Here is a 24,781-nt window from a genome sequence, read left to right as displayed (position 1 = left end):
TATTATTCTAATGAAACTTTATCGAAGATATCATTTCCTAATGGGTGAATCTTAAATCCTTTCACATTACTTCTCATTGCACGGTGTACTGTTGAGTGAAATAGTGTGATCCAAGGAACTTCTTTTTTGAATACTTCTTGAGCTTTCATGTAGTGAACAGCTCTTTCTTTCTTGTCACTTAAGCGCTTGGCCGCAATAACTTCGCTATCGTATTCTTTATTACACCAATTAGCATAATTTGATCCTGCCTTTGCTCCTTCACAGCTTAGTAGCATATAGAGAAAGTTGTCAGGATCTCCATTATCTCCCGTCCATCCCATCTGTAGCATTGCGTGTTCACCAGCGTGGGCCTTTTTCAAGTAAGTCGGCCAGTCATAAGTAACGAGCTCAACTTTAATTCCAACTTTTGCAAGATCTTCTTGCATTAGTTCACCCATCTTCTTTCCATTTGGGTTGTAAGGACGTGAAACTGGAAGAGTCCAAAGAGTCGTGCTAAAGCCATCTGGTAACCCTGCTTTCTTTAGTTCTTCTTTTGCCATCTCTACATTGTAGTCATAGTCTTTGATATCGTTGTTATATCCCCAGATTGTTGGTGGCATTGGGTTTTTAGCAACTGTTGCATACCCAAGATAAATTGGCTCAACATATGTCTTTCTATTTAATGCATAATTAATCGCGCGTCTTACGTGAATATTATCAAATGGCCTCTTTTGAGTGTTAAGAGCAAGATAACCAACATTTAAGCCTGGCCCTGAAAGAACAGTGATATCTTTGTTAGCATCAAGTGCTGCGATATCTGTTGGTGCAGGTTGAGTCGCTAAGTGACATTCTCCGGCCACTAGCTTTTGAGTTCTAACTGATGGGTCTGGAGTGATTGAGAAAACCATTCGTTTAATTTTAGGTACGCCATTAAAGTATTCTTTATTGGCCTCATAGCGAATCATTGTATCTTTCTGATAAGACTTAAAGATAAATGGTCCCGTTCCAACTGGATTACGATCAAGAACTTCAGGAGTTTTGGCCGCTAGCATTTTTTCACCATACTCACGAGAGAGAATACTTGTGAATGCCATTGCAAAGTTTGCAAGTAGGGGTGCTTCAGGGTGATGAAGAGTAATTTGTAATTGGTGCTTATCTGTCTGGTTGATACCTTTGATGATATTACTCATTCCCATACCATCCCAGTACTCATAAATACCGCCACTAACTTTGTGGTAAGGATGATTCTTATCGAACATACGATTAAAAGACCACACAACATCACTTGCATCGAGATTACGAGTCGGTTTGAAATCTTTTGTTGTATGGAACTTAATATCTTTTCTGATATTGAAAGTATAAGTTAGTTGGTCTTCAGAAATTGTCCAGCTTTCAGCAATTGATGGAATGATATTTGTCGAGCCTGTCTCAAATTTTACAAGTCTGTTATATAGAGGATAAACGGCCGCATTATGTGATGGGCCATCTGTTAAGAATTGTGGGTTAAACCCAGAAGGTGAGCCTTCTGAACAATAAACAAAGGTTGATTTATTTGCGCCGCTCTTTCCCGAGCACGATACGACAAGTGCGGCCATGATTAATGTGGCCATTAAACTTTTAAGCATTATTCTCTCCCTTTACTTAAAATGTATTAATTTTTATTTAGTTAAAATGATACGTAGCATTTAGCGCTCCGTAAACAATGCCTAGCGACATTTTGACTAAATATAACTTCTTTTAACTAGATTATTGTGAGGAGAAAATAATAGAAAAACCCCCTACGCTCAGTAGAGGGTTTCTTTATTATAAGTGGCCTTCATCAATTCCCTAATATTGAAGAAGGCCCTTATATTAAATAAGGGCCAATTTATTAAAACTTAGCTTTTGTATTTAGTGTGTGTGTCACTGACTTAAGTTCTTGTCCCGGTACTTTTGATACTAGAGGAAAGAATGTAAGTGTAACCTTTAACTCACGTGCCTTTTCAAATGGCCCAAGAGCAAATTTCTTAATCTTTTCAAATCCGTGCTTTTTCAATTCTTCTGTAAATAGAATATTTCCATTATCAAGAAGAGTTTTATTAAAAGTTAGAAGATTGATTGTTTTCTTAAAATGAATCTTCTTCTTTTCTTTGTCATAGATAACAATTTCTGCACTTAGCTCTTGCATACCTTCTGTGAAGTTTGAAAGCTCCAGTTCGAATTGACCTTTAACTCCAACTTTTACGTTTTCAGGGTTTACTAGAATAGGAGCTTTCGCCTCATCTAGGTCAAAGAATTCTACTTTAAGAGTTGACTCATAATTGTAATCAGAAACTTTTGTAAAGTCTGAAACTTGGAAGTTAATTTGAGTTGCTTCTTTATTTAAGTTTTGTACAAGTGTATCAAAGCTCTTAAGTTCGTTGCTAAACTCAAGCGTGAAATTTGCATCAGCTTTATCAACTGCACCAAGGTATTGTACCTTTACTTTGTGAGTTACATTTTCCATTTCTTTGTATGCAACTGTACGAGTCTTTGTACATGAGTATGGTTCTGAGCGGTACTTTGTTACATCACGACAAACATATTTTTGGTAAGGAACATTGTCACATACATTACGTCCTGGACGAGTGTGACATCTTCTTACTGGTACATTTCCACATACACGATCTTGATATGGGATTGAACGACAAGTTTCGCGCCCTGGGACTGTCTCGCAAACACGACGGCTATCACGTTGACGACATTCTTGTCTTCCATTCACTGTACGACAAATTCTTTGTCCCGGAACTGTACGACATTCTTGTCTCGAAGGACCTCTCGTACACTCACGACGATATCTCGTTTCATAACGGCATTGGTAATCATATTCAGTTTCACAAACCTGACGGCCTGGTTCCCAACGACATTCTCTTCTATAATCTGTTTCATAACCACACTCATTTTCTTGATATGGTATTTGGCGGTAACATGTCCCTTCGTATGGCTCTTCTTTGTACTTAGTAACTTCAACTTCCTTAGCTAGTACTTGTACATCATTATCTCCACCATTGAATGAGAAGTTTAATTGATGATCGCTTGCATTCGCAGCGAGAGTGTAACATGCGAGCATTAGCCCGATTAGAATTTTTGACATTTCTCCCCCTTAAAATATAACAGTTGATAATTTCTATCGAGTTTTAGGTGAAATTGAAAAAAATACGTCGGTAAATTTTAAATTAACCTCTAAATGTAAGATATTTTGAGAAAAATAACACTGATTTAGTAAGGCAATTTAGATGGTAAATGATTTTTGGTAAGAAAATGGCCCCAGGTAGGGGCCAATATTTCAAATCTTAATTTAGATTTAGTGGAGTGTATTCAAGATTTAGATCTTCAGCAACTTGCTTGTACACAAGTTTACCTTTGTAGATATTGATCCCTTTCTTAAATGCTTCATCCATCATCGCTGACTCTTCAACACCGTATTTTGCGATCATACGAGCGTACTTAAGAGTTACGTTTGTAAGTGCATAAGTTGAAGTTTGAGCAACTGCACCTGGCATATTTGCAACACAGTAGTGAACAACACCATCTACTAGGAAAGTAGGGTTTTGGTGAGTTGTTGGCTTACATGTTTCAATACAACCACCTTGGTCAACAGCGATATCAACAACTACTGAACCTTTTTCCATTTTAGAGATCATTTCTCTCGTTACAAGCTTTGGAGCTTTTGCACCTGGAACAAGTACTGCACCAATTACAAGGTCCGACTCTTGAACTGATTTTTCAATATTGTCGATATTTGAGAATAAAGTTGTAATTCTGTTATCAAATAGGTCATCAAGCTCAGCAAGACGCTTAGTTGATAGATCGATTGCAGTTACGTCTGCACCCATACCCATTGCCATTTTAATTGCGTTTGTTCCTGCAACACCACAACCAATAACAGTTACCTTTGCTCTTCTTGTACCTGGTACACCACCAAGTAGAATACCTTTACCACCATGATCAAGTTGAAGGTAAGCGGCACCAATTTGAGTTGCCATTCTTCCTGCTACTTCAGACATTGGAGTTAGAAGTGGAAGAGATCCGTCTGCAGGTTGGATTGTCTCGTATGCAATACATGTCGATCCAGACTCCATAAGACCTTTTGTTTGTGGCTCATCTGCCGCAAGGTGAAGGTATGTGTAAAGAATATGGTGTGGTTTTAAAAGAGCAATTTCTCTTGGTTGAGGCTCTTTAACCTTAATGATCATTGTCGACTTTTCAAATACTTCTTCAAGTGATGGAAGAATCTTTGCTCCAGCTTGAATATATGCTTCGTCAGAAATACCAATTCCAACTCCTGCATTTGTTTCTACGTATACTTCGTGACCATCGTGGATAAGTTGTCTTACACCACCTGGAACTAGACCTACGCGATTTTCGTTATTTTTAATTTCCTTAGGAACACCAATAATCATAAAAACTCCATTGAATTGAAGGCGTTAAAATACTCATAAAATATATGAGGCAAATATAATTGTTTTCAAATGCTATTACAATAAATTAAACCTCGAATTTTAGCCCGTCATAAGCAACTTTGACACTTCCATCTGGAAAGTGAGCATCGCACTCTTGTTGCAATAAGTCGTGATCAAGTTCGTGGCCCATGTGGGTTAGGTAATTATGATTGGCCCCTATTTGTCTAATGTAATCAAAGCTTCTTTCGACATAAAGGTGAGCTGGGTGAGGCTTGTGTCGCACACAGTCAATAATGAGAGAATCTAATTTGTAAGAGCGTAGCTTTTCTATTTCATCTTGCGGGATCTCATGGCAATCTGAAATGATGGCAAGCTTTCCAATAATAAGACCTAAGCTTGTCCCATTGCCATGTGGCAGACTTATGAACTCGCAATCTAAGTCGCAAATCTTACTTATGGTATTTGGCTGTATTTCGTTGAGTAAAAGCCTCGGACTTGATCCGATGTGGCCAGGGTTATTTCCAAAAATATAGCTAAATCTTATATTCATAATATTTGCGCTATTTTGGTCAGTATAGAGGTTAATAGGGTGTTTAAAGGTGAATGGCCTTATATCATCAATGCCGTTCAAGTGATCAGCATGGGCATGTGAAATAATAACTGCACTGATATCCTTTACGCCTTCACGCAATAATTGCGTGCGAAGATCTGGCCCCGTATCAAAGAGAATTGTGGTATCATTTTGTTGGATTAAAAATGAAGTACGCAATCGTTTATTGTGTTTATTAGAGCTTGTGCAAACTGGACAGCTGCAGCCTAACATTGGAATACCTGTACTTGTTCCGGTTCCTAGGAACGTAACTAATAAATTCATAACTTTATATTGCCAAGAAAATCATAAGTTTTTAAGCTATTTATATTAACTTTTATTGGAGATTTGATGTTTAAAGCAATTAATTTATTTGTCTTTACAGCCGCAGCTCTTATTCTAAATTCATCGTGTTCATCTACAAATGAAAATCAACATTCTAATAAGGACCTAAGCCTAGGTTCATTAGAACTAAATATTGATGTTCAGAAACACACTTTAGAAAATGGCCTACGCTTACTACTTGTTCGTGATTCGAAATTACCGATTGCCTCGATCTATACTTTTTATGATGTAGGTGGACGCTATGAGAGAAAGGGGACAACTGGAGCGACACACTTTCTAGAGCACATGATGTTTAAGAAAACGAAGAACTATCCAGCAGAATACTTCTCTGACTATATCGAAACTTATGGGGGTAATTCTAACGCTTATACAACATTTGATAATACTGTTTACTACGAGAATATCGCAGCTCAGACAGTTGAGAAAATGATTGAACTTGAAGCGGAGAGAATGGCAAATCTCATGCTTGAAGAAGTTCCTTTTGAAAAGGAAAGACAAGTTGTTCTTGAAGAAAGAAAGATGCGTTATGAGAATAGACCAAGTGGTAAGATTCACCTCGCTATGATGAAGGCCATGTTTAATGGAACTCCTTATGGAGGGTCTGTCATAGGGGACGCAAAGGATGTTAAAGAGTTAGATCGCAAACAAATGCTTGAGTTCTATCATGACTTTTATGCTCCAAATAACGCCATTATGGTGATCGTTGGTGATATTAATCCTTCGGCAATTCTTTCAAAGGTTCAAGATACTATTGGTAAAATTCCAATGAATAAGACTCTTGATACAAAGAAGGCAAAGCTTGATGATGCTGGTAGATATAAAAGAGAAGGTAAGCTTCCATATGTAAGAAGTCTAAAAGGACAGTCGAAAAACCCAATGTTTAGACTTGCATTCCCTTCTGTTTCAGTTACTCACGAAGACACTTACGCTCTCGATTTTCTTTCAGATATTCTGGGAACAGGTACAAGCTCTTACTTAGTAAAGAACTATGTTGTTTCGAAAAACCCAAGACTCTCTAAGGTTTACTCATACAACTACAACCTAAAAAATGGTGGTATTTTTGTTATTGGAGGAGAGTTACTTCCGAAGAAAGGTATCAAGGACACTCGTCGTAAACTTCTAAAGTCTTTAAAGGATTCATGTGAAAAGGCCATTACTCCAAGAGCAGTTCAAAAGACTAAGAATATGCTTCTTAAACAATACTATGAAGCAATTTCGACTAATGATGGCCTAGCTAGTTTCCTAGGTTCTTCTGAATTCTTTAATGGAGACTATAGAGAATATAAGAAACAGCTTAAGAGTTATAGTGAGATGAATGTTGATCAAGTTCGTGATGTTTGTCGTCGCTATATTTCTGGTAACGATTATGTTTTCTTATCAATTTGGGATCGTAACTAGGATGAAGGGATTAGTAGCTATGAATAAAATTTTAAAATCAATAATCATTGCATCGACTTTCATGAGTGTTAGTGCCAATGAACTAGTCGATAAAATTGAAAAATTTAAATGGGAAAATATCGATGTCACTTATATTCAAGATGATAAATTCCCTACTTATAATGTAACGATATTCTTTGCTGATGGTGCAATTAAAGATGGCCGTACTAAAGGTGTAACTAAGATGATGTTTGATCTACTTGAGAGTGGAACAAATCGTTTTAGCCTTAATGAAATTGCAGATAACCTAGAATTCTATGGGGTTTCAACTTCTTCAAATGTAACTCACGAATTCTCAAGCTATTCATATAATGGACTTGCTAAAGACATTATTCCTACTACAAAGAAAATTTGTCATATCTTTAGAGATGCAGTTTACCCTGCTCAAGAACTATCTAAAGCTAAGAAATCTCTTACTGCCCAAAGACAGAATCTTGTTTCAGATCATGGTGAATTAGCTTCTACAGCATTTCGTACTATAAGCTTAAAGGGGACTCCATACGTATCAGATGTAAGGGGAAGACTTGCAGATATTAAGAGAATTAAAAGAAGCTATCTTCAAAGTCGTCTGAAATATTTTAGAGATGATGTTAAAAAGAAAGTTTATATCACTGGTCCACGCTCAATCCTAAAGATTAAAAATATTGTTACTAATGAATGTGGTTTTGATTCTAAAGCAAGCTTTGTTAGAAATTTAGATACTGAAGTAAAAGAGATCAAGAAGTTCAATCCAGAAAAGCCACTTATTCACTTTGTTGAAGTTCCAAAAGCGAACCAAGCGCAAGTTAGAGCTGGAATTTACATGGCCAAGAAAGAAGATCCAGGCTTTGAGAATTTAGAGTTTATGTCTCAATACTTAGGTGGTGGTTTCACTTCAATTCTTGTAAAGGAACTTAGAACAAAAAGAGGATTAACTTATTCTGCATGGGCAACAGCTGGTATGCAAAAAGACTATGGCCGCTCAATTCTTTCAACTTTTACAAAAGAAGAAACTGTTAATCAGATGGTTCAAGAAGTAATCAAAATTCTAAAGGACAATTCTCAGGCAGAGAATATTTCGATGGAAGAAATTGAAAAGGTAAGAAAGGCCGTAAAAGGTGGATTTGCTTTTCAATTTCAAAAGCCATCAAGCTTTATGAGACAGTTAGTAAGCCTTGATAATTCTCAAGTGGATATTAAGCGTTTTCTAGAGTACACGAACTCAGTTGATAAAATCACGCAAGAGGATGTTGCAAAGACTATTTACTCAGCATTCCCTTATGACAAGGTTCAAATAGTTGTTCTTGGTGATAAGAAGATGATGAATGCCCTAAAGAAGATTGCAAAGATCAAAGTTTATTCTTACAAAAACTTTTTATAATTAATAATCTGGAACAACCAGAATATGGGTAGGGCCTGAGAGGCCTTGCCCAATTATCCTTACAAGAGAATAATCACTAATATCAATTTCCACTAAGTGATTAAATGAATAATCTGAAACAATAATATTACCACTTTGTAGCTGGGCAACACCTCTAGGATTTGTAAGGTAAGTCGTATTGCTATAACTTGCTCCAGTTGCTGTTAAAGAGCTATCATATTCGATCACTTGATCAGTTGCACCACTCCAAATACCCACAATATCACCATTATCAAGCTCTATAGCAAAGTAGCCATCAGTTGCACCTGCTGGCCCTGCGACACTATTTTGTTGAACACCATCTTCATCATAAGTTCTTATTTGATCAGAGCCACGTGAGCTAATAATGAAGCCACCATCACTTAGTGATGCCATGCCTTGTCCTGTATTGATGATATTTGCAATAGGAAAGCCTGAAGTCTCTCTTTGATGTCCATCTCCAAGTGGTGTAAATAACTCGAGGGCGTTGGATTCAAGAACTGCGATATTTCCATTTGCTAGCTCTGTTACACCTCTTAATGCACCATTTAGTCCCGTGTGCACAATGACATCAGAAACCTTGCCTGTGTAGGCATTTATACCAAGTACGCGGTCATTGCCATCAGTAGTAAAAAGAAGTTGATTTGTCTCACTCGACCAACCAAGGGCCATCAAAAGAACACTGTTGCCAGTTGCTTGATAGATCGTTCTTTTAAAAACCCCATTACTATCAAGTTGAACGATAGAGTCAGAAGTATAATTCATGACAATGATATCTCCAGGTTCAAGATAATTGCCACTTGGTGCAGGTAAGGGTTCCGCCTTGATAACAGATTCTACTTCCTTACATGAGGCCGTACCAAAGAGTAAGCTCATAAAAAGTGTTAAGGATAAGATACATGTATTTAGCTTTGTCTTTTTCATGCCTAAAGAATCGGGCCATAGTTAAAATAAAGTTAATTGGGTGATTAAATAGATAAAATTGAGAAAAAACTTCCACTTATCTTGATTCAGGAAAATTTATTTTCTTTTTGTTACAATAGCTTAGAGGTGGTTAATTGAGCTTAGCTAAATATTTAAAACTATTCACTTTATTATTTCTCTGTCTTCAGGTAAAGGCCGATATATCTTATTTAAGGTTTGATGGTGTTTTTGGAATTGGGACAAATGATAAAATGGACCAATATGATACGGCAACTACAGGTATTGGCTATAATTTGTCCTATGGGGTAAGAAATCGTGTTACTGGAATCGAGGCATTCTATACAAGAATTGATCTAAGCGGCGACATTAAACATGGTGGTGTTGATAGGGTGGCAGTTCAATCGCTTGCCATCTATGGACTTGAGTTTCATTTTTATCCAATTCAGAGACTTGCTGTAAAATTAGGGTATGCCCTTGTTTCATTTAATGATTTTATTGAAGGAAATTCTGATGGAAATATCTTTGCTGGAGCGGCCAATACTTATGGCCTTAGAAGAGATACAACACTAGGTGGATTAAGAATTGGTATTGGTTATGATTTTTTTCGTATAACCAGAAAAATTAATTTTCATACAAGCTATGTTTACCAAGAAAATGGTAATGGACATGAAAATCTAATTTCATTAGGTCTTGTTTTTAAATTTGAACGTGGAATTATCGATCGGCTTATACGCTAACTAGTAAAATCACTTCTATGATTCTAAAGTATGCCCTTGCATATTAACCTTTGCTCCTGGAGCAATATTAATATTCTTAGCGACAATCTGTCCCTTAACAGTTCCTGTAGGGAAGACCTTAACTTTTCCTTGAGCAGTTATGTCTCCATTTACTACACCATAGATATTCAAGTCCCCACAGCGAATACGCCCTTGGACATTTCCTTGTGGCTCAATTGTTAGTTGATGCTTTTCATCAATTTGAATATCGCCTTCGATAGTCGAGCAAATATGAGAAGGGCCATTTAATACAATATCACCCTTAATAACTGAGCCAATTCCAACGAATGTAAAATTTTGATCTCTTAAATCCATAGTAAGGCCCTACTTAATTTCTTCTCTAAATAATTGCTGATGAACAATATCGCCAAGACGGTTGAAAATAAAAATCTTAAACATAACTGTTTTATTCTTAGGCATATCAAACTTAGCTGTTACAGGACGAAAGCGTGATGTTGCAAATGATTCACCCTTTGTGTAGTTAAGTGAGAAATTTCTAATTGAGTCACCGCCCTCAGGGTAGTGGAAGTAGTTATTCCCATCGAATAAGAAAATATGGATATAACCAGAAACCCTATTATTATCTTTTGTGATATTGATAATATTAAAGTTAAGTTCCGCTTTATCATCTTTCTTAGTTACTTTTAAGTCTTCGATATTAATGCTGGCCGGACTCGTTAGGTCTTTTTGACCTTTTACTGGAGCAATAATATTAAGTGAACTTGCACTAACTGCACTAATCGTTTCATTGGCAAGTCGATTTGTTAGGTCAAGGTTCAGAGTTGTTAACTCAGTATTCTTTTGTGCCAGAGTCGAGTTCTCATCTCTTAGATTTTTTATAATTAATGGCTCTTTGGCCTTGATAAGCTTTTCAATATTCTTCGTGTAGAAGTATGAGCCAGCTAAGGCAAATATAGAAAATACAGTAAGAACAACTGGTACATAAATGATTGCTTTATACTCGCGAGGAGAAAGCTGTAAGTATCTTGGTACTTTATTATTTTCATAAAGAATGAAAGACAAATTATTCTTTGCCTTTGAACTACTTGATGGTGTGGACATCCCGTTCCCTTTTAATTTTCGCTATACGGTCTCGTTAAAGTGAGATTCAGTGTGAAAATTTGTTTTGGGTCTTGCGAAGTAAAGAACCTCTGTGAAGGTTCAAAACTTAAGTGCTCCCTCTCGTTTGTAATATCCATTGGAATACGCTGCCATCTCTCCGCGACAATCTTCCACTTATAATAAGGGTCACGCTTTAAATAGAGCGTTTTCTTTCCAATATCGTTAATTGTATTACTAGTGTAGTCTTGCTTGAACGTTACGACAACATAGTCATCAGCTTTTAATACAGTTAAATCTTTTAACTGAATTGAAGGAGTCCCTGGGTTTGCAAATACGGCCTTCTTATACTGTGCAAATGAATTGTAACGTCCACGAGTTGGATCGATAAAATCTGTGCGTGAGTAGAAGCTTAAGTAGTCATTGATATTCTCTGTTGACCAAGCTGTTAGCCAACCATTTACAGTATCAAGGACTTCATTCTTTTCTTTTTCCCAAGTTTCCTTGTTAAAGAATTTTAAGTTATGAACAACGACAATATTTGTCTTATTAATTTCAATAAATTTTGAAATATCAATTAGGTTTACATTGTGAGCAACAAGGCAACCTTTTGAGTCTAGGCCTTTGTCAATTCTTGGCTCGTTGTCTGTTGAGTGTAGCCAAATTCCGCCACCTGTTTTTCCTAGCGCTTTATCAATTGGGTTAGGGTAGTTAAGAACAAATGCTCCAACCCCATATTGAGCTCCAAGCTCACCATGCTTTCTAATTAAATCTTTATGTTCAATGAATTGCTCAAAATGATAAACACCTTCTGGTGTTCTACGATCACCTTGAAATGATTTATTTCCAACTTTCTGACCTGTGGCCATTTGATATGTCTTAATTAAACGTGGCAGGCCATTATTATTTTCATATAGGTAGATTGTATGAGTCGACTTTTCTGCAACGATCACATGATGAGCGAAGTAATCATTTAATAAAAGTAGACTCGATGGAAAAAATTCTTGAGCAAAGCTACTTACTGAAAAAAAAGTAGATGTAAAAATAGTCGATAAAAATAATAGTTTTTTAATCATGAAAAGCCTTTATATTTGATAACTACCTAATATTGTAGAACATTTTTTAATCACTTCTCAAGTCTTTATGCCTCAAAAAGTAAAATAACTTTCGATAAAATAACTTTATGCGTTGTAAGTACTCAACTTTTTTCGAAAAAAGGCGAAAAGTAGAGGGTAAGGATTTAAGAAAAGGCCATATTTAAATAAATTTCATACGTTTTGCATGGCCGCGATGGGGAAAATTATGTCAGCAGAAAAGAAGCAACAGGAAGAATTACTCGCTGAAAGTGAGAAAATTCAAAATGCGGTTGATGAAGTTCTTGGAAGCGATACTGATAGTAGCAGTGACGCACAAGAGAAGACTTCTCTAACTCTTGTTGATACTAATATTGACTTCTCTCAGCTAAATAATGAAGACAGCTCCCCACTGGATGAAGGTATTGAGCTAGATTTTGATGATGTCAGTGCCATCGATCTTTGTGGTGATGATGATATCGTAGAAAATGCTCCAGTAAATGCAGATTCTCCAACTGATCTTGATATGGATTTTTCATCTAGTATTACCATCAACCTTACTCAAGAAGGGGATACTATTCCAAATGCTTCTCTAGATGCAGCTCGTGAAGATGACTTGGATCTGGATAATAACCCGATTATTGTTGAAGATAAGCTAGAACAAGTCGATGAAGAAATTGATGAAGAAGATGATGCCGTAGAGGCCAGTGCTGAATCTGAAATAGAAACAGCTGATGACTTTTCAGTAAACCTTGAAGAAGATTCAGGTGATATTTTAGATGAGGACCTTGATGATCTTGAGATGTCACTAGGTGAAGATTTAGATGATGAATTAGATTCACTTGGTAACCTTGATAATTTAGGTGAACTCGATGATATGGGAGATCTAGATGACTTTGATAGTCTTGATGCAGATCTCGATTCCGAGCTTGATGATCTCGACGCCGATATTGATATGTCGCTAGACGATGATCTTGATCAATTTGATGATGAAACAACTAATGAAGTGGAACTTCCTTCTGTTGGCCAAGAAGATACAATGGCCCAACTTGATGGAATGGTTGATGCAAATCACCAGCAGTATAATTCTCCAGATGAGACCTTAACTGTAACGGCAGTTTCACCAACTGAAGAAACTGGCAATATTGATCTTGGGGGATTTGATTCGGTTGAAACTCCTGCTGCTTCTGAGCACCATGATTTCGTTGCATCGGCACCGGCCGCTCCAGCATCGAATCACGTTAGTGCAAATATTAACTTTCACCCTGGGCACATTTTAAGCTCCCTAAGTGAAGAGCAGCTACTTGATTTAAGAGTAACTGTTACAGAGTTAAAAGAAGATCGTATTAAACTTTTAACTGAACTAAATGAATTAAAAACAATGATTGAGCTTCTTAAGAGAGATTCGTTAAGCTTAAGAACAGAAGTTGATGAAAAAAATATTGAGCTTTCGATTGCTAAAAAGCGACATGCAATTGAAGTTGAGGAAACGAAATCACTTCTTGATAAATACAAGCATGGGCTAGAGCTTAGTGAAGCTAAGAATAAGGCCATGAGAGAAGAGATGGCCGAAATTGGGACACGCTTAAAAATCGATCATACAAGTGTTAGAGCACGTGAACAAGAGCTAGAAAGTCAATTAGAACTTATGGCCATCGATAGTGATAATAAAATAAAAGCAAGAGATGAGAAGATTTTAGAGCTTAAGCGAAAAATTGATACTCTTGAATTTAATATGGAAAACGTTGCAATTAATGAGAGGCAAGCAAAGAAGGAAAGAGTTTTAGCTGAGCAAAAACTTGAACGCCTTATTAGTAATCTAAGAGGCTCTTTGAATGTAGTTGCTGATACATTAGAATTAGATGATGAACTAGAACTGGATGATTAAAAATTAGTATGTTGGAAAAACAGTATAAAGCACTTTTAGAATTTATTTGTCAAAATGTTGAAGAGCATAATTTCAATATCGTATTGAAGTCTTTTCGCGATTTCATTAAGACAGAGTTTGATTCAAAAACGCCACTCGTTTTTGCGACGTTAGATAATGAATCCTCAAATCCAATCATTAGAGATTTCTATAATAATAAAGTTATTGAAGAGTATCCAAGTAAGGTCTATCAAGAACTAATGGGTGCATTAAAGACACAAAAGCTTCATCTTGAAATAGAAGGTGATAAGTATCGCTTTGTCGAGGTCGGCTTCAATGGAAGTCAAAGTCTATATCTTGTATTGAATGGAGAGTTTCCTTCAGATATCTTTAGACAATTAGAAAACTATATTCAATCGAAGTTTAGAAGTCTTTTACAAGTAAAAGAACTTCAAAGACTACAGGCCCTTGCTCACGTTGATGATGTAACAGGTCTTTATAATCAAAGAAAATTTAAAAGTGATATTGATGCTGCTATTAGAGAATATGATGCACTAGAACGTTCATTCTCTCTTATCTTCATCGATATTGATTACTTTAAAAGTATCAACGATGGCCATGGCCATTTGATTGGAACAAGCTTACTTCAGCAGGTCGCAGAAACAATTCGTTCTACTGTAAGAGAGGATGATCTTTGTTATCGTTATGGGGGAGATGAGTTTGTCGTTCTTGCTCCATACTCTTCGTTAGAAGATGCTAAGATGATCGGACAAAGAATTCTTAGTCGAGTTAAGTCTACTGTTTATAAAATAGAGGCAGAGCTTGAAATCAATACTCATGAGGATGAAGATGTCCAATTGAGTGTCTCAATTGGTGTTGCCAATTACCCAACTAACGCTTCAGGACGTAATGAAATTATCGGAATGGCCGATAGAATGATGTATGAAGCAAAAAAGTCTGGACGTGGCAAGGTCTGTGTTGCAGACTCATAAATATGAAGTATCTAATCTTATCTGATCTCCATTTAGGCAAAGGTAGTTACCTGCAAAACGGTGAATTTAATATCTTAGAAGATTTCTTTGAAGACAATCGCTTCTATGAATTTTGCGACTACTTTTCAACGAATGAATATTATTCGAAACCTGTAACAATCATCATGAATGGAGATATTTTAAATCTCATTCAAATCGATTCAGATGGTGTTTTCACTCATGTCGTCGATGAGGCAATGACTATTAAACAGATTGAGGATATCGCTAAAGGACACCCTCGTTTTTTTGCAGGTCTTAAAAAGTTTTTAAGAGCGCCACATAAGCGTGTTGTCTATGTTGTAGGAAATCACGATGTTGGTATGCTTTTTAAAGGTGCACAAGAGAAGTTTTCAAAAATCTGTGGTGATAATATTATCTTTACTGAAACTTTTTTAGAAAATGGCCTACACGTTGAACATGGGCATCGATTTGAAGCTGTAAACACTGTACCAAAGGCAAAACAATTTATTCGCGGACCTGGTGGCAAGGATATATTGAACTTTCCGTGGGGTTCTCTTTTTTGCATTAACGTTCTACCAAAGCTTAAAAAAGAGCGTCCTTATATTGATAAAGTAAGGCCTATGTCTTCATATGTTAAATGGTGTCTTTTTAATGATACAAGATTCTTTTGGCGTCTATTTATCACGTGTATTAACTATGTCATTAAGACTCACTCAAATTATTACACACGACAGAACTCGAATTTCAAAACAAACTTAAAAATTCTTCAACAGATCACAATTTATCCACGCTATGAGCGCATGGCCAGAAGGATTCTTGATCGCGATAGCTCGATTCATACTGTTGTTATGGGGCATACCCATTTACAAGAGTGGAGGCGATTCCCAGAAGGTCGTTATTATTTCAACACTGGAACTTGGAATAATATCCCATCGATTGATGCTGGAAAGCACCAAGATACGCTAAGTCTTACTTATTGTAGTGTAAATGTACATCCAGAGAGTAATTCACTAGTTAATGCGTCCATGAATCAGTGGATGGGCCAATGGAAACCATATATTGAAGAAATTAGAACGAGTTAAATGATTATTAAGATTGATTGAGATGATTTTGAAAAAAAACGACGTTCCTAAAAAGTCCTTTCCCGAAACGCCGAAGTGTCTTTAATTTTTTGTCTCTGCTTATTAATAAGTTTATTCGATTTTACAGAAACCACAAGAGATTTTTTCTTACAGTAGCTCGCAGCAAAAATTAACTTAGTCCATTATTCTATCTCCCTTGTAGTAGGGTATTTACACACTCTATAAAATATGTTTTTCTACTTTCTGACATCACAAAAATTTATTACTTTTGAATTCACGTTCATATGGGTTAAAGCTGGACATTTTAGGTCGCTAAAAGCTGACTTGAGCGAGTTTTTTTGGTAGAAATAGAGGATATTTAATCAGGTAGAAGTTGTGAAAAAGTACGAATCAATTAGAATATTTAAAAATCCAATTCTTGAGTCATTTACCCATGTTCATCCAATTGTGCCACTAGTGCTTTGGGCGCCATTTATTGGTTTTCTAATTTATCGTTCATATTTTGAACTTGGTTACACTCATCTACAAATGATTCTATGTGCAGTTAGTGGTTTAATTATTTGGACTCTTACAGAATATCTACTTCATCGTTTTGTTTTCCATTTAAAGCCTATTGGGCCACTTTCAGAGCGATTTGTGTTCTTGTTTCATGGGCTACATCATGATGACCCTAATGATCCGACAAGGCTTGTTATGCCGCCTGTGCCAGCGATCTTGATCATGGGGCTGATTTGGCTATTCTTTTCACTTTTTATTCCAGCTTTTTATATGCCAGGTTTTATGGCCTTCTTCACAATAGGCTATCTTTGCTATGACTATATTCACTATGCAACTCATCACTTTAAAATGAGTGGAAAGGTGGGGCGCTACTTAAAGAAATTTCATCTTCAGCATCACTTTAGACATGAGAAAGCTAAGTACGGTGTAAGCTCACCATTATGGGATTATGTTTTTAGAACTGTGACAGGACCTAAGGAAGACTAAGTTAGAGCCATTTACGCTCTTTGTAGTCCTTCGCTGTCATCTCAATTGTGTCCTTTAAATTATAATTAGGGACAAAACCAAGTGCCTTAATCTTTGAGTTACTGCAAAGCCAAGCATCTTGCTCCAATTCATTGATCTTATCTCCAGTAAGAGGTAGGTGAATTGGAAGAGTGTAGATAATTCCCGCAACTATTCTTAGTAGCCAAATTGGTAATGCCATAAACATAACCTTTTGAACTCCTAGAGCGTTCGAAATTTCATTGATTAATTCTTCAAAAGTTACTTCATCTACGGAAGTTACAAAATAAGTTTCTTGTTTTGTTTGCTCTTGAGATGCACAAAGAATGATTGCATCGACTAGGTCAAAAACATTAACGACACTATATTTCTTCGTTCTAAAGTTAAGTCCTGGGCCTGTAACAATACGCCCCTTAACCATTTTGAAAACATCTAAAACGGCACTGTCACGTGGACCTATCACCATTGGAGGTCGGATTATTGTGGTATTCCAACTCTCTGGAGAAAGTTCTCTGACTGCAATCTCTGCAGCAAGCTTTGAGTGACCATAGGCCGAAACAGGTAAGCATTCGATGCTTTCATCAACTAATTGCGATGAAGGACCGGCCGCAGCTTGTGAAGAAATTAGCATAAAATGAATATTTTCAAATTTTACTTTTAAGCGATTTATTAAATTCTCTGTGGCAATGTGATTTGTCTTTGCAAAAGTAAGAGAGTGTTTTGCTGAAACAATTCCCGCAGTATGGATAACGCAATCTAAGTCTTTTGGTAGGTCGCTTACCCATGATTTGATTGAGGCCTCTTCAAGGCTACCTTGGATATATTCGCCAGGTAAGTTTAAAGACTGAGCCTTTTGAGGATTTCTCACAAGAGCGAAAACCTCATGTCCTTGTTGATTTAATTTGTCACAAAGATGTGAGCCGACAAAACCAGTTGCACCAGTAACTAAGACTTTCATTATAACTCTTTTTGAAAAATTCGATATGTTCGGTAAGGAACAGCATTCATACGAATGAGTGGTTTATTCATATTGATATTATCTTCTAGAATCCAGCTCATCTCTACATTCTTATATTTTTTATACTGTTTAATATTCTCATGGCATCTGTAATAAAGAATTGATTCAAGTCCATACAGACGATACTTCTTTTTCACACCCATCGTAATAACTCGAACACCATCTATAAGCTTTGGTGCACGAAGAACTTGAAAAATACCTTTTGGAAATAGCTTTCCATCTGGAATTTTATGTAGGACTTGATTGAAGTCTGGAAGGGCCACGATGAAACCGGCTTCTTCACCATTAACCATGGCAAAGAGAATTAGTTTTTCGTCAGCAACAGTTTTAAGGTCTGCTGCCATGGCGTAGAACTCATCCTTTGTCATTGGAACAAAGCCCCAGTTCTGCTCCCAAGCATCATTGTAGATACTATACATAAGATCAATTTCTTTCGCCCAATTTTTCTTAGAAACTGTACGATAAGTAATATTGGCCTTGTCTTCCGCTCTTAAGGCAATCTTTCTGATTACTTCCGGCATCTCGAAATCCGCCTTCATATGGTAGGCCAGGAGATCTTTTGCTTTCGTAAAACCAAGCTCATTTAAGTATTGATGATAGTATTCATAATTGTACATCATCATGAGAACTGGAATTTCATTATGACCTTTAATCAGTGTTCCACATTCATAATTTGTTGATGGATTAAATGGCCCAATAAATCGCTCAAGGCCAAGTGATTTTCCCCATTCCATTGCACAATTGAAAAGAGACTTAAAGACTTCGATATCATCGATGGCCTCAAAGAATCCCCAGTGAGCTTCTTGTGTGCTATGGAACTGGTTATAGTTGTGATTGTTGATGGCCATGATTCGGCCCACATCTTTTCCATCTTTAATTGCAATGTAAAAGGCACTTTGCGCTGTTTGATAAAAAGGATGTTTTTGATTAAAAAGTTTATTGAGTTCCATGCGTAGTTGTGGAACCCAATACTTGTCTTCTTTATAAATATTAAATTGGACGTCAATAAATCTTTTACGGGCCTTTTTATCGTTTAAGATATCAACTTTTTCGATATAAATGGCCATAGACTTATCTCCTTAAAAATATAATTAGTGTCCCATTGTCGAAGGGATATCAAACTCTTTCTTTGCTCTTGCAAAAACTTCTAGAACTTTTGTTAGCTCACTCTTGTTGTGAGTGGCCATGTAACTTGTTCTGATTAATGCTTCACCCTTAGGAACTGCCGGTGGTACAACTGGAGTTGCAAAGACTCCATTTTCACCTAGAAATTTAGTTACAAGCATTGATTTAACATCATCACCAATAAAGATTGGAATAATAGGAGTTTGGGAGTTGTATGTATAGAACCCGATTTCCTGGAAACCATTTCTCATGAATTTAACATTGTCCCATAGGCGATCGTGAATTGTATCGTCAGAGTTAATAACGTCAATACATGCCGAAACAGTTGCTACAGCAGATGGTGCCATTGAAGCAGAGAACATGAAAGATCTTGCTAGGTGTTTTACATAGTTGATTGTTTCAGCATCACCTGAAAGAACTCCACCAATTGAAGCAAATGACTTTGAGAATGTTCCCATGTTTAAGTGAACCTTATCAGTTACACCAAAGTGGTTCATTGTCCCAGCGCCTTTTTCTCCCATAACACCGATACCGTGAGCATCGTCGACGTAAATATAAGCACCATACTTTTCAGCAAGTCTAACCATCTCTGGTAGGTTTGCAATATCACCAGTCATTGAGAAAACACCATCTGCAACGATGATTACTTTTTGGAAGCGATCAATATTTGCTTCAAGTTGCTCCTCTAAAGACTCCATATCGTTGTGGCGATACTTAAATGTCGTTCCCATTGCTAGGCGAGAGGCATCGATAATTGAAGCATGATTTTCTGAATCAAAGAGCATACAGTCTCTTGGGCCACAGATAGCAGAAAGAGCACCAAGATTTGTTTGCATACCAGTTGAGAAGATAAGAGCTTTTTCGTGTCCTAGGTAGCGCGCTAGCTTTTCTTCAAGTTCTTCGTGAATTGTTAGGTTACCGTTTAAGAAACGAGATCCTGTACAACCAGTTCCATATTTTTCAATGGCCTTAATGGCCGCTTCTTTTACGTGAGGGTGATGTGTTAGGCCTAGGTAGTTATTTGAACCGATCATGATTTGATCTTTTCCATCAATCTTTACTATCGTTCCTTCTGAGTCACCAATTTGGCGGAAAAAAGGATAAAGATCTTTAGATTTTAGCATTGCTGCCATGTCCATCAAGCGGTCAGCTGCGCTAGAAAATTTTAGTGCCATATTTCACATCTCATTCGAATTGTATTAATAATAGAGGTAAGCTTGAATTTAGCTAGATTGAGTTGACAAGTCAACAAATTATACGCACAGTGACAGCGCCTATGGTACTTAAATTATTCACTTTTAAAACATGCATCATGTTTATTATCTTAACTGTTTTTGCTTCGTGTGAGCAGCAGAATATTCAAGATGAAAAAACACAAATTGAAGTTTCTGATTGGAAACCTCCTTGTGATTTAAATACTTTTTGTGATCGAAAAGAAATCCTTAGCTCTCTAAATGGGCCTATTGAATACCGAAGTTCACTTGTAAGTATTTTAAATCGTTCAAAGAAAGAGTTCAAAAGGTATCACGTTCATTATGGAGATGATATCTACTATATTTGTGGCAAGCTTATTTCTGTTGGCGGCTGCTCTCATCTTTCACTTGAAGAAGGGGAGATGAGCACTGTTCAAGTCGAAATGTACTTAGCGGCAATGGCCAATTGCCATCACTATAAGTGCTATGATTATTTCCAAAATCTTAGAGGAAAATTTTTAAAATTAGTTAATGCTACAAATTCTGACAAGGCCAAAAAGTCTTTCTATCTCATGGCCATCAAGCTTCCTAGGCCTTGGTTTGAGAAATCGGGAGACTTGAGAATGTTTATCCACTTACTTGAAAAAGATCAAGGCAGCATTGCTTACAAAGATCTTGGTGCCTTGATAAGTGCCATTCCGAATCATGAAGATCTCAAGGATTTTGTTGCAAAAAACTTCTTTAAAATTGATTCACATAAAACTGGAATATCTGTTTATCTGGCCCGCTACCTCGAGGCCTGGCACGATAGAAATTATAAGCGCTTTCTCACTGAGGGCATTAAGCAAGAAGATATTAATGCCTTCATTCTTAGTATGCCAATCGGGTGCCCTAAGCTTGAAACAATTCTTGCTTTCAAGGATTACTTTTCTAAAGGTAATGAGAGGGTATTAAAAGATATTCTCAAACAAATTGAGTTAGATACTTACTTCAAAGAATTGAATTTAAAAGAAAATAAAAGCTCTAAGTGCCTTTCTTCATTGCCGCCTGCTTCCTAAGCTCTTCTCCGCGGGCCTCTGAATTAATTGAAAGCACAAGATCTTCTTCGACTTCTTTGTCCATATTCATAAAGGCGATACCAATCCCCATTGGTGTTTCTTCATTATTTTCAATTGGCCAAGTCGCTGCAATTTTTACTTGTGGAATTTCAAATCGTTTCGACGCAAGTCTTACCGTTGCATTATCAAAAATAGATTCTTTCTTGAATTTGTCAGCGAAGTCTTTTGGGCAGTTAAAGCTAATTCCACCGGCCGAGATATCGTTGCAATCAAAGACATCTTCTTCGATTTTAATCTGAATAGGGATGTAAGCATTTGCATGCAAGCGGTAGTTAGATCGTTGCTGACTCTTATAGACGGGACGATCAACTTTAAGCTTATAAACTTCTTCTGCCGCAATGAAGCTTAGGTATGAACTCGAAAATAAAATAACTGATTTAAACTTAATTTTTAGAAGAACTTCATTGTCCTTGTTTTTTGAACCTGCCAATTTCGCAATTAGGCTTGCGTCAAAGTCTAGAGTGAATTCGAGTTCACTTTCATCAAAAGATTTAATTTTGAAGCTTTCGACTTTATCTTTTTCTTGTCCTTTGCGCCAGATTTCAATGATTAATCCATCGCTTAGGGCCCTTTTTAAAAAACTTATCTTCTCTTCAAAGGGAATTTCTGAGAAATAAAATTTCTTATTCGCATCCATCAAGTTCTCACTTTAATAATCTCTAAATTAATTTAAGTGTTTAATATTAAATATATTCTAATCAAAGTTTTCATTCAGTTCAAATTGTGGCAAATTCTACAAATAAATACTCAAAATTATAGGAAATAACGAGGTATATATGAAAAGCGAAACTCCTGTGGTCAAGTATTTGGCGGATTATCAAGCGCCAACTCACAAAATCGAGACAGTTAATCTTGAATTCCATTTAGATGATACAAAAACTCAAGTATATTCAACGATGGAAATTGTCCCATTAAGCGGTCAGACACTTGAACTTAATGGTGAAGAATTAATTCTAAAATCTGTAAAAGTTAACGGCGAAGAATTTAAAAACTACAACGAAGAAAAAGAGATCTTAACTCTTAGTGCACTTCCAACAGAAAAGTTCACTCTTGAGATTCACAATGAAATTAACCCAAAGGCCAACACTGCTCTTGATGGTTTATATAAATCAGGTGGAATGTTTTGTACGCAAAATGAGCCTGAAGGATTTAGAAGAATTACTTACTTTATCGACCGTCCAGATAATTTAAGCATTTTTACAACTAAGATCGTTGCAGACAAAGCAGCATACCCATTTCTACTATCTAACGGAAACCTAATTGAACAAGGCGATCTAGAAGGTGGGAAGCACTTTGCTGTGTGGAATGATCCTTTTGCAAAGCCTGCATACCTTTATGCTCTTGTCGCTGGAGATCTTGCTCTAATTGAAGATACATTTACAACAAAGTCAGGCCGTGAAGTTAAGCTTCAGGTTTTTGTTGATAAAGGAAATGAAGATAAGTCTCACCATGCAATGGAATCACTTAAGAAGTCAATGAAGTGGGATGAAGATAGATTTAGACTTGAGTACGATCTTGATATCTATATGATTGTTGCCGTTGACTCATTCAATATGGGTGCAATGGAGAACAAAGGTTTAAATATCTTTAACTCTGCTTACGTTCTTGCTTCAAAAGAGACAGCAGAAGATCATAACTTCTTTGGTATTGAATCAGTAGTTGGACACGAGTACTTCCACAACTGGACAGGAAATCGTGTAACTTGTCGTGATTGGTTCCAGCTAACTCTTAAAGAAGGTCTTACTGTATTTAGAGACCAAGAGTTCTCTGCAGATCTAAACTCAAGATCAGTTTGTCGTATTAACGACGTTATTAATCTTAGAGCAGCTCAGTTCCCTGAAGATGCTGGCCCGCAGTCACACCCAATTCAGCCAAAGTCATACATTGAAATGAATAACTTCTATACCATGACTATTTATGAAAAAGGTTCAGAAGTCATTCGTATGTATCACACACTACTTGGAGAAGAAGGTTTCCAACGTGGTATGGATAAGTATTTTGAGCTATATGATGGGCAAGCGGTAACGACAGCAGATTTCACAAATGCAATGAGTGTCGCCAATGATAATTACGATTTCTCTCAATTTAGAAGATGGTATGATCAAGCGGGAACACCTGTTCTTGATGTAACGACTAGTTACGATGAAGCGGCAAATGAATTTACTCTAACTGTAAATCAATCAACGCCTGCAACTCCAGGGCAGCCAACAAAAGAGCCATTCCATATGCCATTTGTTATCGGACTTCTTGATAGCAAAGGTGTTGATATGAAGCTTGCTCTGAAAAATAGAGACGATCAAGCTGATCTTGGAAGAGGACTTCTTCATATTAAAAAAGATTCAGAAGTATTCGTATTTGAAAATATCACAGAAAGACCAGTAGCATCTCTAAATAGAAACTTCAGTGCACCTGTTGTTCTGCGATCGGATCTAACAGATGGAGACTTCATTTTCTTAATGGCAAATGATAATGACGATTTCAATCGTTATGAAGCGGGACAAGCACTTGCTCTTAAAAATATCCATGCACTTCTTAGTGATTCAAATTACCAAGTTGATGAGAATTTTATTCAAGCATGGGGGGCAATCCTTAAGGATCAAAATATTGATGAAGAGTTTAAGGCCGTATGTCTTGGGCTTCCATCAATGACTGATATTGCTTCAACAATTACTATCCCAGATTATCGCGCTATCGATGAAGCAAGAGAAAAGTTATATACGCTACTTGCGAGTACTTATGAACAAGATCTAGTTGCTATTTACAATGATCTTAGTACGGAAAGAGAATTCAAGGTAGATGCTAAGGCAATGGGTGAGAGAAGGTTAAGAGGCTTTACTCTTAGTTGTCTTGCTAAAATTGATGGACACCAAGCTCTTGCTCGTAAGTGTTTTGAAACTGCGACAAATATGACTGATATGATGAACTCTCTAGCTGTTATCGTTCACGAAAAGCTTCCTGGTGCTGCTGAGTCTTTACAAGAGTTCTATACACGTTTTAAAGATCAAACTCTTGTTATGCAAAAGTGGCTAAGTGTTCAGGCAAGTTCAAGTGATGACTCAACTTTTGATCGCGTACAAGAGTTAATGAAAGATGAAGTCTTTGATATGAATGTACCAAACTTAGTATCGTCACTAATTGGAACATTTGCTCGTAATAAAGTTCAATTCAATCACGAAAGTGGACGTGGACTTAAGTTCATTGCTGAAATGATTAGAAAGGTTGATGCAATTAACCCTCAATCAGGTTCTCGACTTGCTGGTGCATTTAACGATTACCGTAAGATGCCAGCTGATCTTAAAGAGATTGCACGTCTTGAGCTTGAAGCAATCGTTAATGACGAAAAGACTTCGAAGAATGTTTTTGAAAAACTATCTAAAACTTTAAATTCATAGTTAACGAAGGG

21 protein-coding genes are annotated in these 24,781 nt (G+C 36.7%); 9 read left to right on the top strand and 12 right to left on the bottom strand.

Features of this window, described 5'->3' with window-relative positions; translation table 11 throughout:
- Nucleotides 1-2: 2 nt before the first annotated feature.
- The 4 genes from ACMAYL_RS10710 to ACMAYL_RS10695 form a co-directional block, all read right to left on the bottom strand.
- Nucleotides 3-1,604, bottom strand: a complete 1,602-nt coding sequence (locus ACMAYL_RS10710) for an ABC transporter substrate-binding protein (protein ID WP_412471079.1) — start codon at nucleotides 1,602-1,604, stop codon at nucleotides 3-5.
- 245 nt (nucleotides 1,605-1,849) lie between these two features.
- On the bottom strand, nucleotides 1,850-3,091 hold the full coding sequence (locus ACMAYL_RS10705; protein WP_103219071.1) for a hypothetical protein: 1,242 nt from the start codon (nucleotides 3,089-3,091) through the stop codon (nucleotides 1,850-1,852).
- A gap of 199 nt (nucleotides 3,092-3,290) precedes the next feature.
- Nucleotides 3,291-4,400 carry an alanine dehydrogenase gene (gene ald, locus ACMAYL_RS10700; protein ID WP_103219070.1) on the bottom strand — a complete coding sequence of 370 codons (1,110 nt, stop codon included), beginning with the start codon at nucleotides 4,398-4,400 and terminating at the stop codon, nucleotides 3,291-3,293.
- An 85-nt stretch (nucleotides 4,401-4,485) separates the two neighbouring features.
- On the bottom strand, nucleotides 4,486-5,274 hold the full coding sequence (locus ACMAYL_RS10695; protein ID WP_412471078.1) for an MBL fold metallo-hydrolase: 789 nt from the start codon (nucleotides 5,272-5,274) through the stop codon (nucleotides 4,486-4,488).
- A gap of 66 nt (nucleotides 5,275-5,340) precedes the next feature.
- Between ACMAYL_RS10695 and ACMAYL_RS10690 the strand changes: the two genes are divergently transcribed.
- Nucleotides 5,341-6,732 carry a M16 family metallopeptidase gene (locus ACMAYL_RS10690; protein WP_103219068.1) on the top strand — a complete coding sequence of 464 codons (1,392 nt, stop codon included), beginning with the start codon at nucleotides 5,341-5,343 and terminating at the stop codon, nucleotides 6,730-6,732.
- A 19-nt stretch (nucleotides 6,733-6,751) separates the two neighbouring features.
- Nucleotides 6,752-8,131, top strand: a complete 1,380-nt coding sequence (locus tag ACMAYL_RS10685; RefSeq protein WP_412463105.1) for a M16 family metallopeptidase — start codon at nucleotides 6,752-6,754, stop codon at nucleotides 8,129-8,131.
- Here ACMAYL_RS10685 and ACMAYL_RS10680 read toward each other — a convergent pair whose 3' ends face one another.
- Nucleotides 8,132-9,073, bottom strand: a complete 942-nt coding sequence (locus ACMAYL_RS10680; RefSeq protein WP_392992340.1) for a hypothetical protein — start codon at nucleotides 9,071-9,073, stop codon at nucleotides 8,132-8,134.
- A 134-nt stretch (nucleotides 9,074-9,207) separates the two neighbouring features.
- On the opposite strand from ACMAYL_RS10680, the gene ACMAYL_RS10675 reads away from it, so the two are divergent.
- Nucleotides 9,208-9,810 carry a hypothetical protein gene (locus ACMAYL_RS10675; protein ID WP_103219065.1) on the top strand — a complete coding sequence of 201 codons (603 nt, stop codon included), beginning with the start codon at nucleotides 9,208-9,210 and terminating at the stop codon, nucleotides 9,808-9,810.
- Between the two features lie 15 nt (nucleotides 9,811-9,825).
- Here ACMAYL_RS10675 and ACMAYL_RS10670 read toward each other — a convergent pair whose 3' ends face one another.
- Genes ACMAYL_RS10670 through ACMAYL_RS10660 form a run of 3 tightly spaced genes read right to left on the bottom strand, consistent with a single transcriptional unit; the run spans nucleotide 9,826 to nucleotide 11,984 of the window.
- Nucleotides 9,826-10,164, bottom strand: coding sequence for a bactofilin family protein (locus tag ACMAYL_RS10670; protein WP_103219064.1), 339 nt, complete (start codon nucleotides 10,162-10,164; stop codon nucleotides 9,826-9,828).
- Between the two features lie 9 nt (nucleotides 10,165-10,173).
- Nucleotides 10,174-10,911, bottom strand: coding sequence for a hypothetical protein (locus ACMAYL_RS10665; protein ID WP_103219063.1), 738 nt, complete (start codon nucleotides 10,909-10,911; stop codon nucleotides 10,174-10,176).
- A gap of 11 nt (nucleotides 10,912-10,922) precedes the next feature.
- Entirely contained in the window at nucleotides 10,923-11,984 is a 1,062-nt protein-coding gene (locus tag ACMAYL_RS10660) for a L,D-transpeptidase family protein (RefSeq protein ID WP_103219062.1), read from the bottom strand.
- A gap of 226 nt (nucleotides 11,985-12,210) precedes the next feature.
- Here ACMAYL_RS10660 and ACMAYL_RS10655 point away from each other — a divergent pair, with 226 nt between their 5' ends.
- From ACMAYL_RS10655 to ACMAYL_RS10640, 4 genes are all read left to right on the top strand, one after another.
- Entirely contained in the window at nucleotides 12,211-13,869 is a 1,659-nt protein-coding gene (locus ACMAYL_RS10655; protein ID WP_103219061.1) for a hypothetical protein, read from the top strand.
- 8 nt (nucleotides 13,870-13,877) lie between these two features.
- Complete coding sequence (locus tag ACMAYL_RS10650; RefSeq protein ID WP_103219060.1) at nucleotides 13,878-14,840, top strand: GGDEF domain-containing protein; 963 nt, start codon at nucleotides 13,878-13,880, stop codon at nucleotides 14,838-14,840.
- A gap of 2 nt (nucleotides 14,841-14,842) precedes the next feature.
- Entirely contained in the window at nucleotides 14,843-15,922 is a 1,080-nt protein-coding gene (locus tag ACMAYL_RS10645) for a metallophosphoesterase (protein WP_103219059.1), read from the top strand.
- A gap of 375 nt (nucleotides 15,923-16,297) precedes the next feature.
- Nucleotides 16,298-16,906, top strand: coding sequence for a sterol desaturase family protein (locus tag ACMAYL_RS10640; RefSeq protein WP_103219058.1), 609 nt, complete (start codon nucleotides 16,298-16,300; stop codon nucleotides 16,904-16,906).
- A 1-nt stretch (nucleotide 16,907) separates the two neighbouring features.
- Here the strand turns inward: ACMAYL_RS10640 and ACMAYL_RS10635 are convergent, their stop codons facing one another.
- The 3 genes from ACMAYL_RS10635 to spt are packed head-to-tail and all read right to left on the bottom strand — an operon-like array spanning nucleotide 16,908 to nucleotide 20,242.
- Nucleotides 16,908-17,882, bottom strand: a complete 975-nt coding sequence (locus ACMAYL_RS10635; protein ID WP_103219057.1) for an NAD-dependent epimerase/dehydratase family protein — start codon at nucleotides 17,880-17,882, stop codon at nucleotides 16,908-16,910.
- Complete coding sequence (locus tag ACMAYL_RS10630) at nucleotides 17,882-19,009, bottom strand: N-acetyltransferase (protein ID WP_103219056.1); 1,128 nt, start codon at nucleotides 19,007-19,009, stop codon at nucleotides 17,882-17,884. The genes ACMAYL_RS10635 and ACMAYL_RS10630 overlap by 1 nt, the downstream gene beginning before the upstream one ends.
- 24 nt (nucleotides 19,010-19,033) lie before the next feature.
- Nucleotides 19,034-20,242: a serine palmitoyltransferase gene (gene spt / locus ACMAYL_RS10625; RefSeq protein ID WP_103219055.1), complete on the bottom strand. Its 1,209-nt coding sequence runs from the start codon at nucleotides 20,240-20,242 to the stop codon at nucleotides 19,034-19,036.
- Between the two features lie 137 nt (nucleotides 20,243-20,379).
- On the opposite strand from spt, the gene ACMAYL_RS10620 reads away from it, so the two are divergent.
- Nucleotides 20,380-21,318, top strand: a complete 939-nt coding sequence (locus ACMAYL_RS10620) for a hypothetical protein (RefSeq protein ID WP_412471077.1) — start codon at nucleotides 20,380-20,382, stop codon at nucleotides 21,316-21,318.
- Here the strand turns inward: ACMAYL_RS10620 and ACMAYL_RS10615 are convergent.
- Nucleotides 21,284-22,015: a PilZ domain-containing protein gene (locus ACMAYL_RS10615; RefSeq protein WP_103219053.1), complete on the bottom strand. Its 732-nt coding sequence runs from the start codon at nucleotides 22,013-22,015 to the stop codon at nucleotides 21,284-21,286. The genes ACMAYL_RS10620 and ACMAYL_RS10615 overlap by 35 nt on opposite strands.
- A gap of 139 nt (nucleotides 22,016-22,154) precedes the next feature.
- On the opposite strand from ACMAYL_RS10615, the gene pepN reads away from it, so the two are divergent.
- Complete coding sequence (pepN, locus tag ACMAYL_RS10610) at nucleotides 22,155-24,770, top strand: aminopeptidase N (RefSeq protein WP_412471076.1); 2,616 nt, start codon at nucleotides 22,155-22,157, stop codon at nucleotides 24,768-24,770.
- Nucleotides 24,771-24,781 lie beyond the last annotated feature (11 nt).

Origin of the sequence: Halobacteriovorax sp. RT-2-4 (assembly GCF_047085445.1) — a bacterium.
Taxonomy (GTDB): domain Bacteria; phylum Bdellovibrionota; class Bacteriovoracia; order Bacteriovoracales; family Bacteriovoracaceae; genus Halobacteriovorax_A.
The sequence above is the reverse complement of the archived record's forward strand: the minus strand, read 5'-3'. Positions and strand labels throughout refer to the sequence as shown.

What these genes read in the sequence shown, in the direction of transcription:
- ACMAYL_RS10635 (WP_103219057.1), bottom strand. Translation starts at nt 17,882, where the DNA reads ATGAAAGTCTTAGTTACTGGTGCAACTGGTTTTGTCGGCTCACATCTT.
- ACMAYL_RS10660 (WP_103219062.1), bottom strand. Translation starts at nt 11,984, where the DNA reads ATGATTAAAAAACTATTATTTTTATCGACTATTTTTACATCTACTTTT.
- ACMAYL_RS10630 (WP_103219056.1), bottom strand. Translation starts at nt 19,009, where the DNA reads ATGGCCATTTATATCGAAAAAGTTGATATCTTAAACGATAAAAAGGCC.
- ACMAYL_RS10685 (WP_412463105.1), top strand. Translation starts at nt 6,752, where the DNA reads ATGAATAAAATTTTAAAATCAATAATCATTGCATCGACTTTCATGAGT.
- ACMAYL_RS10670 (WP_103219064.1), bottom strand. Translation starts at nt 10,164, where the DNA reads ATGGATTTAAGAGATCAAAATTTTACATTCGTTGGAATTGGCTCAGTT.
- ACMAYL_RS10710 (WP_412471079.1), bottom strand. Translation starts at nt 1,604, where the DNA reads ATGCTTAAAAGTTTAATGGCCACATTAATCATGGCCGCACTTGTCGTA.
- ACMAYL_RS10680 (WP_392992340.1), bottom strand. Translation starts at nt 9,073, where the DNA reads ATGAAAAAGACAAAGCTAAATACATGTATCTTATCCTTAACACTTTTT.
- ald (WP_103219070.1), bottom strand. Translation starts at nt 4,400, where the DNA reads ATGATTATTGGTGTTCCTAAGGAAATTAAAAATAACGAAAATCGCGTA.
- ACMAYL_RS10695 (WP_412471078.1), bottom strand. Translation starts at nt 5,274, where the DNA reads ATGAATTTATTAGTTACGTTCCTAGGAACCGGAACAAGTACAGGTATT.
- ACMAYL_RS10690 (WP_103219068.1), top strand. Translation starts at nt 5,341, where the DNA reads ATGTTTAAAGCAATTAATTTATTTGTCTTTACAGCCGCAGCTCTTATT.
- pepN (WP_412471076.1), top strand. Translation starts at nt 22,155, where the DNA reads ATGAAAAGCGAAACTCCTGTGGTCAAGTATTTGGCGGATTATCAAGCG.
- ACMAYL_RS10650 (WP_103219060.1), top strand. Translation starts at nt 13,878, where the DNA reads ATGTTGGAAAAACAGTATAAAGCACTTTTAGAATTTATTTGTCAAAAT.
- ACMAYL_RS10665 (WP_103219063.1), bottom strand. Translation starts at nt 10,911, where the DNA reads ATGTCCACACCATCAAGTAGTTCAAAGGCAAAGAATAATTTGTCTTTC.
- spt (WP_103219055.1), bottom strand. Translation starts at nt 20,242, where the DNA reads ATGGCACTAAAATTTTCTAGCGCAGCTGACCGCTTGATGGACATGGCA.
- ACMAYL_RS10705 (WP_103219071.1), bottom strand. Translation starts at nt 3,091, where the DNA reads ATGTCAAAAATTCTAATCGGGCTAATGCTCGCATGTTACACTCTCGCT.
- ACMAYL_RS10620 (WP_412471077.1), top strand. Translation starts at nt 20,380, where the DNA reads ATGTTTATTATCTTAACTGTTTTTGCTTCGTGTGAGCAGCAGAATATT.
- ACMAYL_RS10645 (WP_103219059.1), top strand. Translation starts at nt 14,843, where the DNA reads ATGAAGTATCTAATCTTATCTGATCTCCATTTAGGCAAAGGTAGTTAC.
- ACMAYL_RS10615 (WP_103219053.1), bottom strand. Translation starts at nt 22,015, where the DNA reads ATGGATGCGAATAAGAAATTTTATTTCTCAGAAATTCCCTTTGAAGAG.
- ACMAYL_RS10655 (WP_103219061.1), top strand. Translation starts at nt 12,211, where the DNA reads ATGTCAGCAGAAAAGAAGCAACAGGAAGAATTACTCGCTGAAAGTGAG.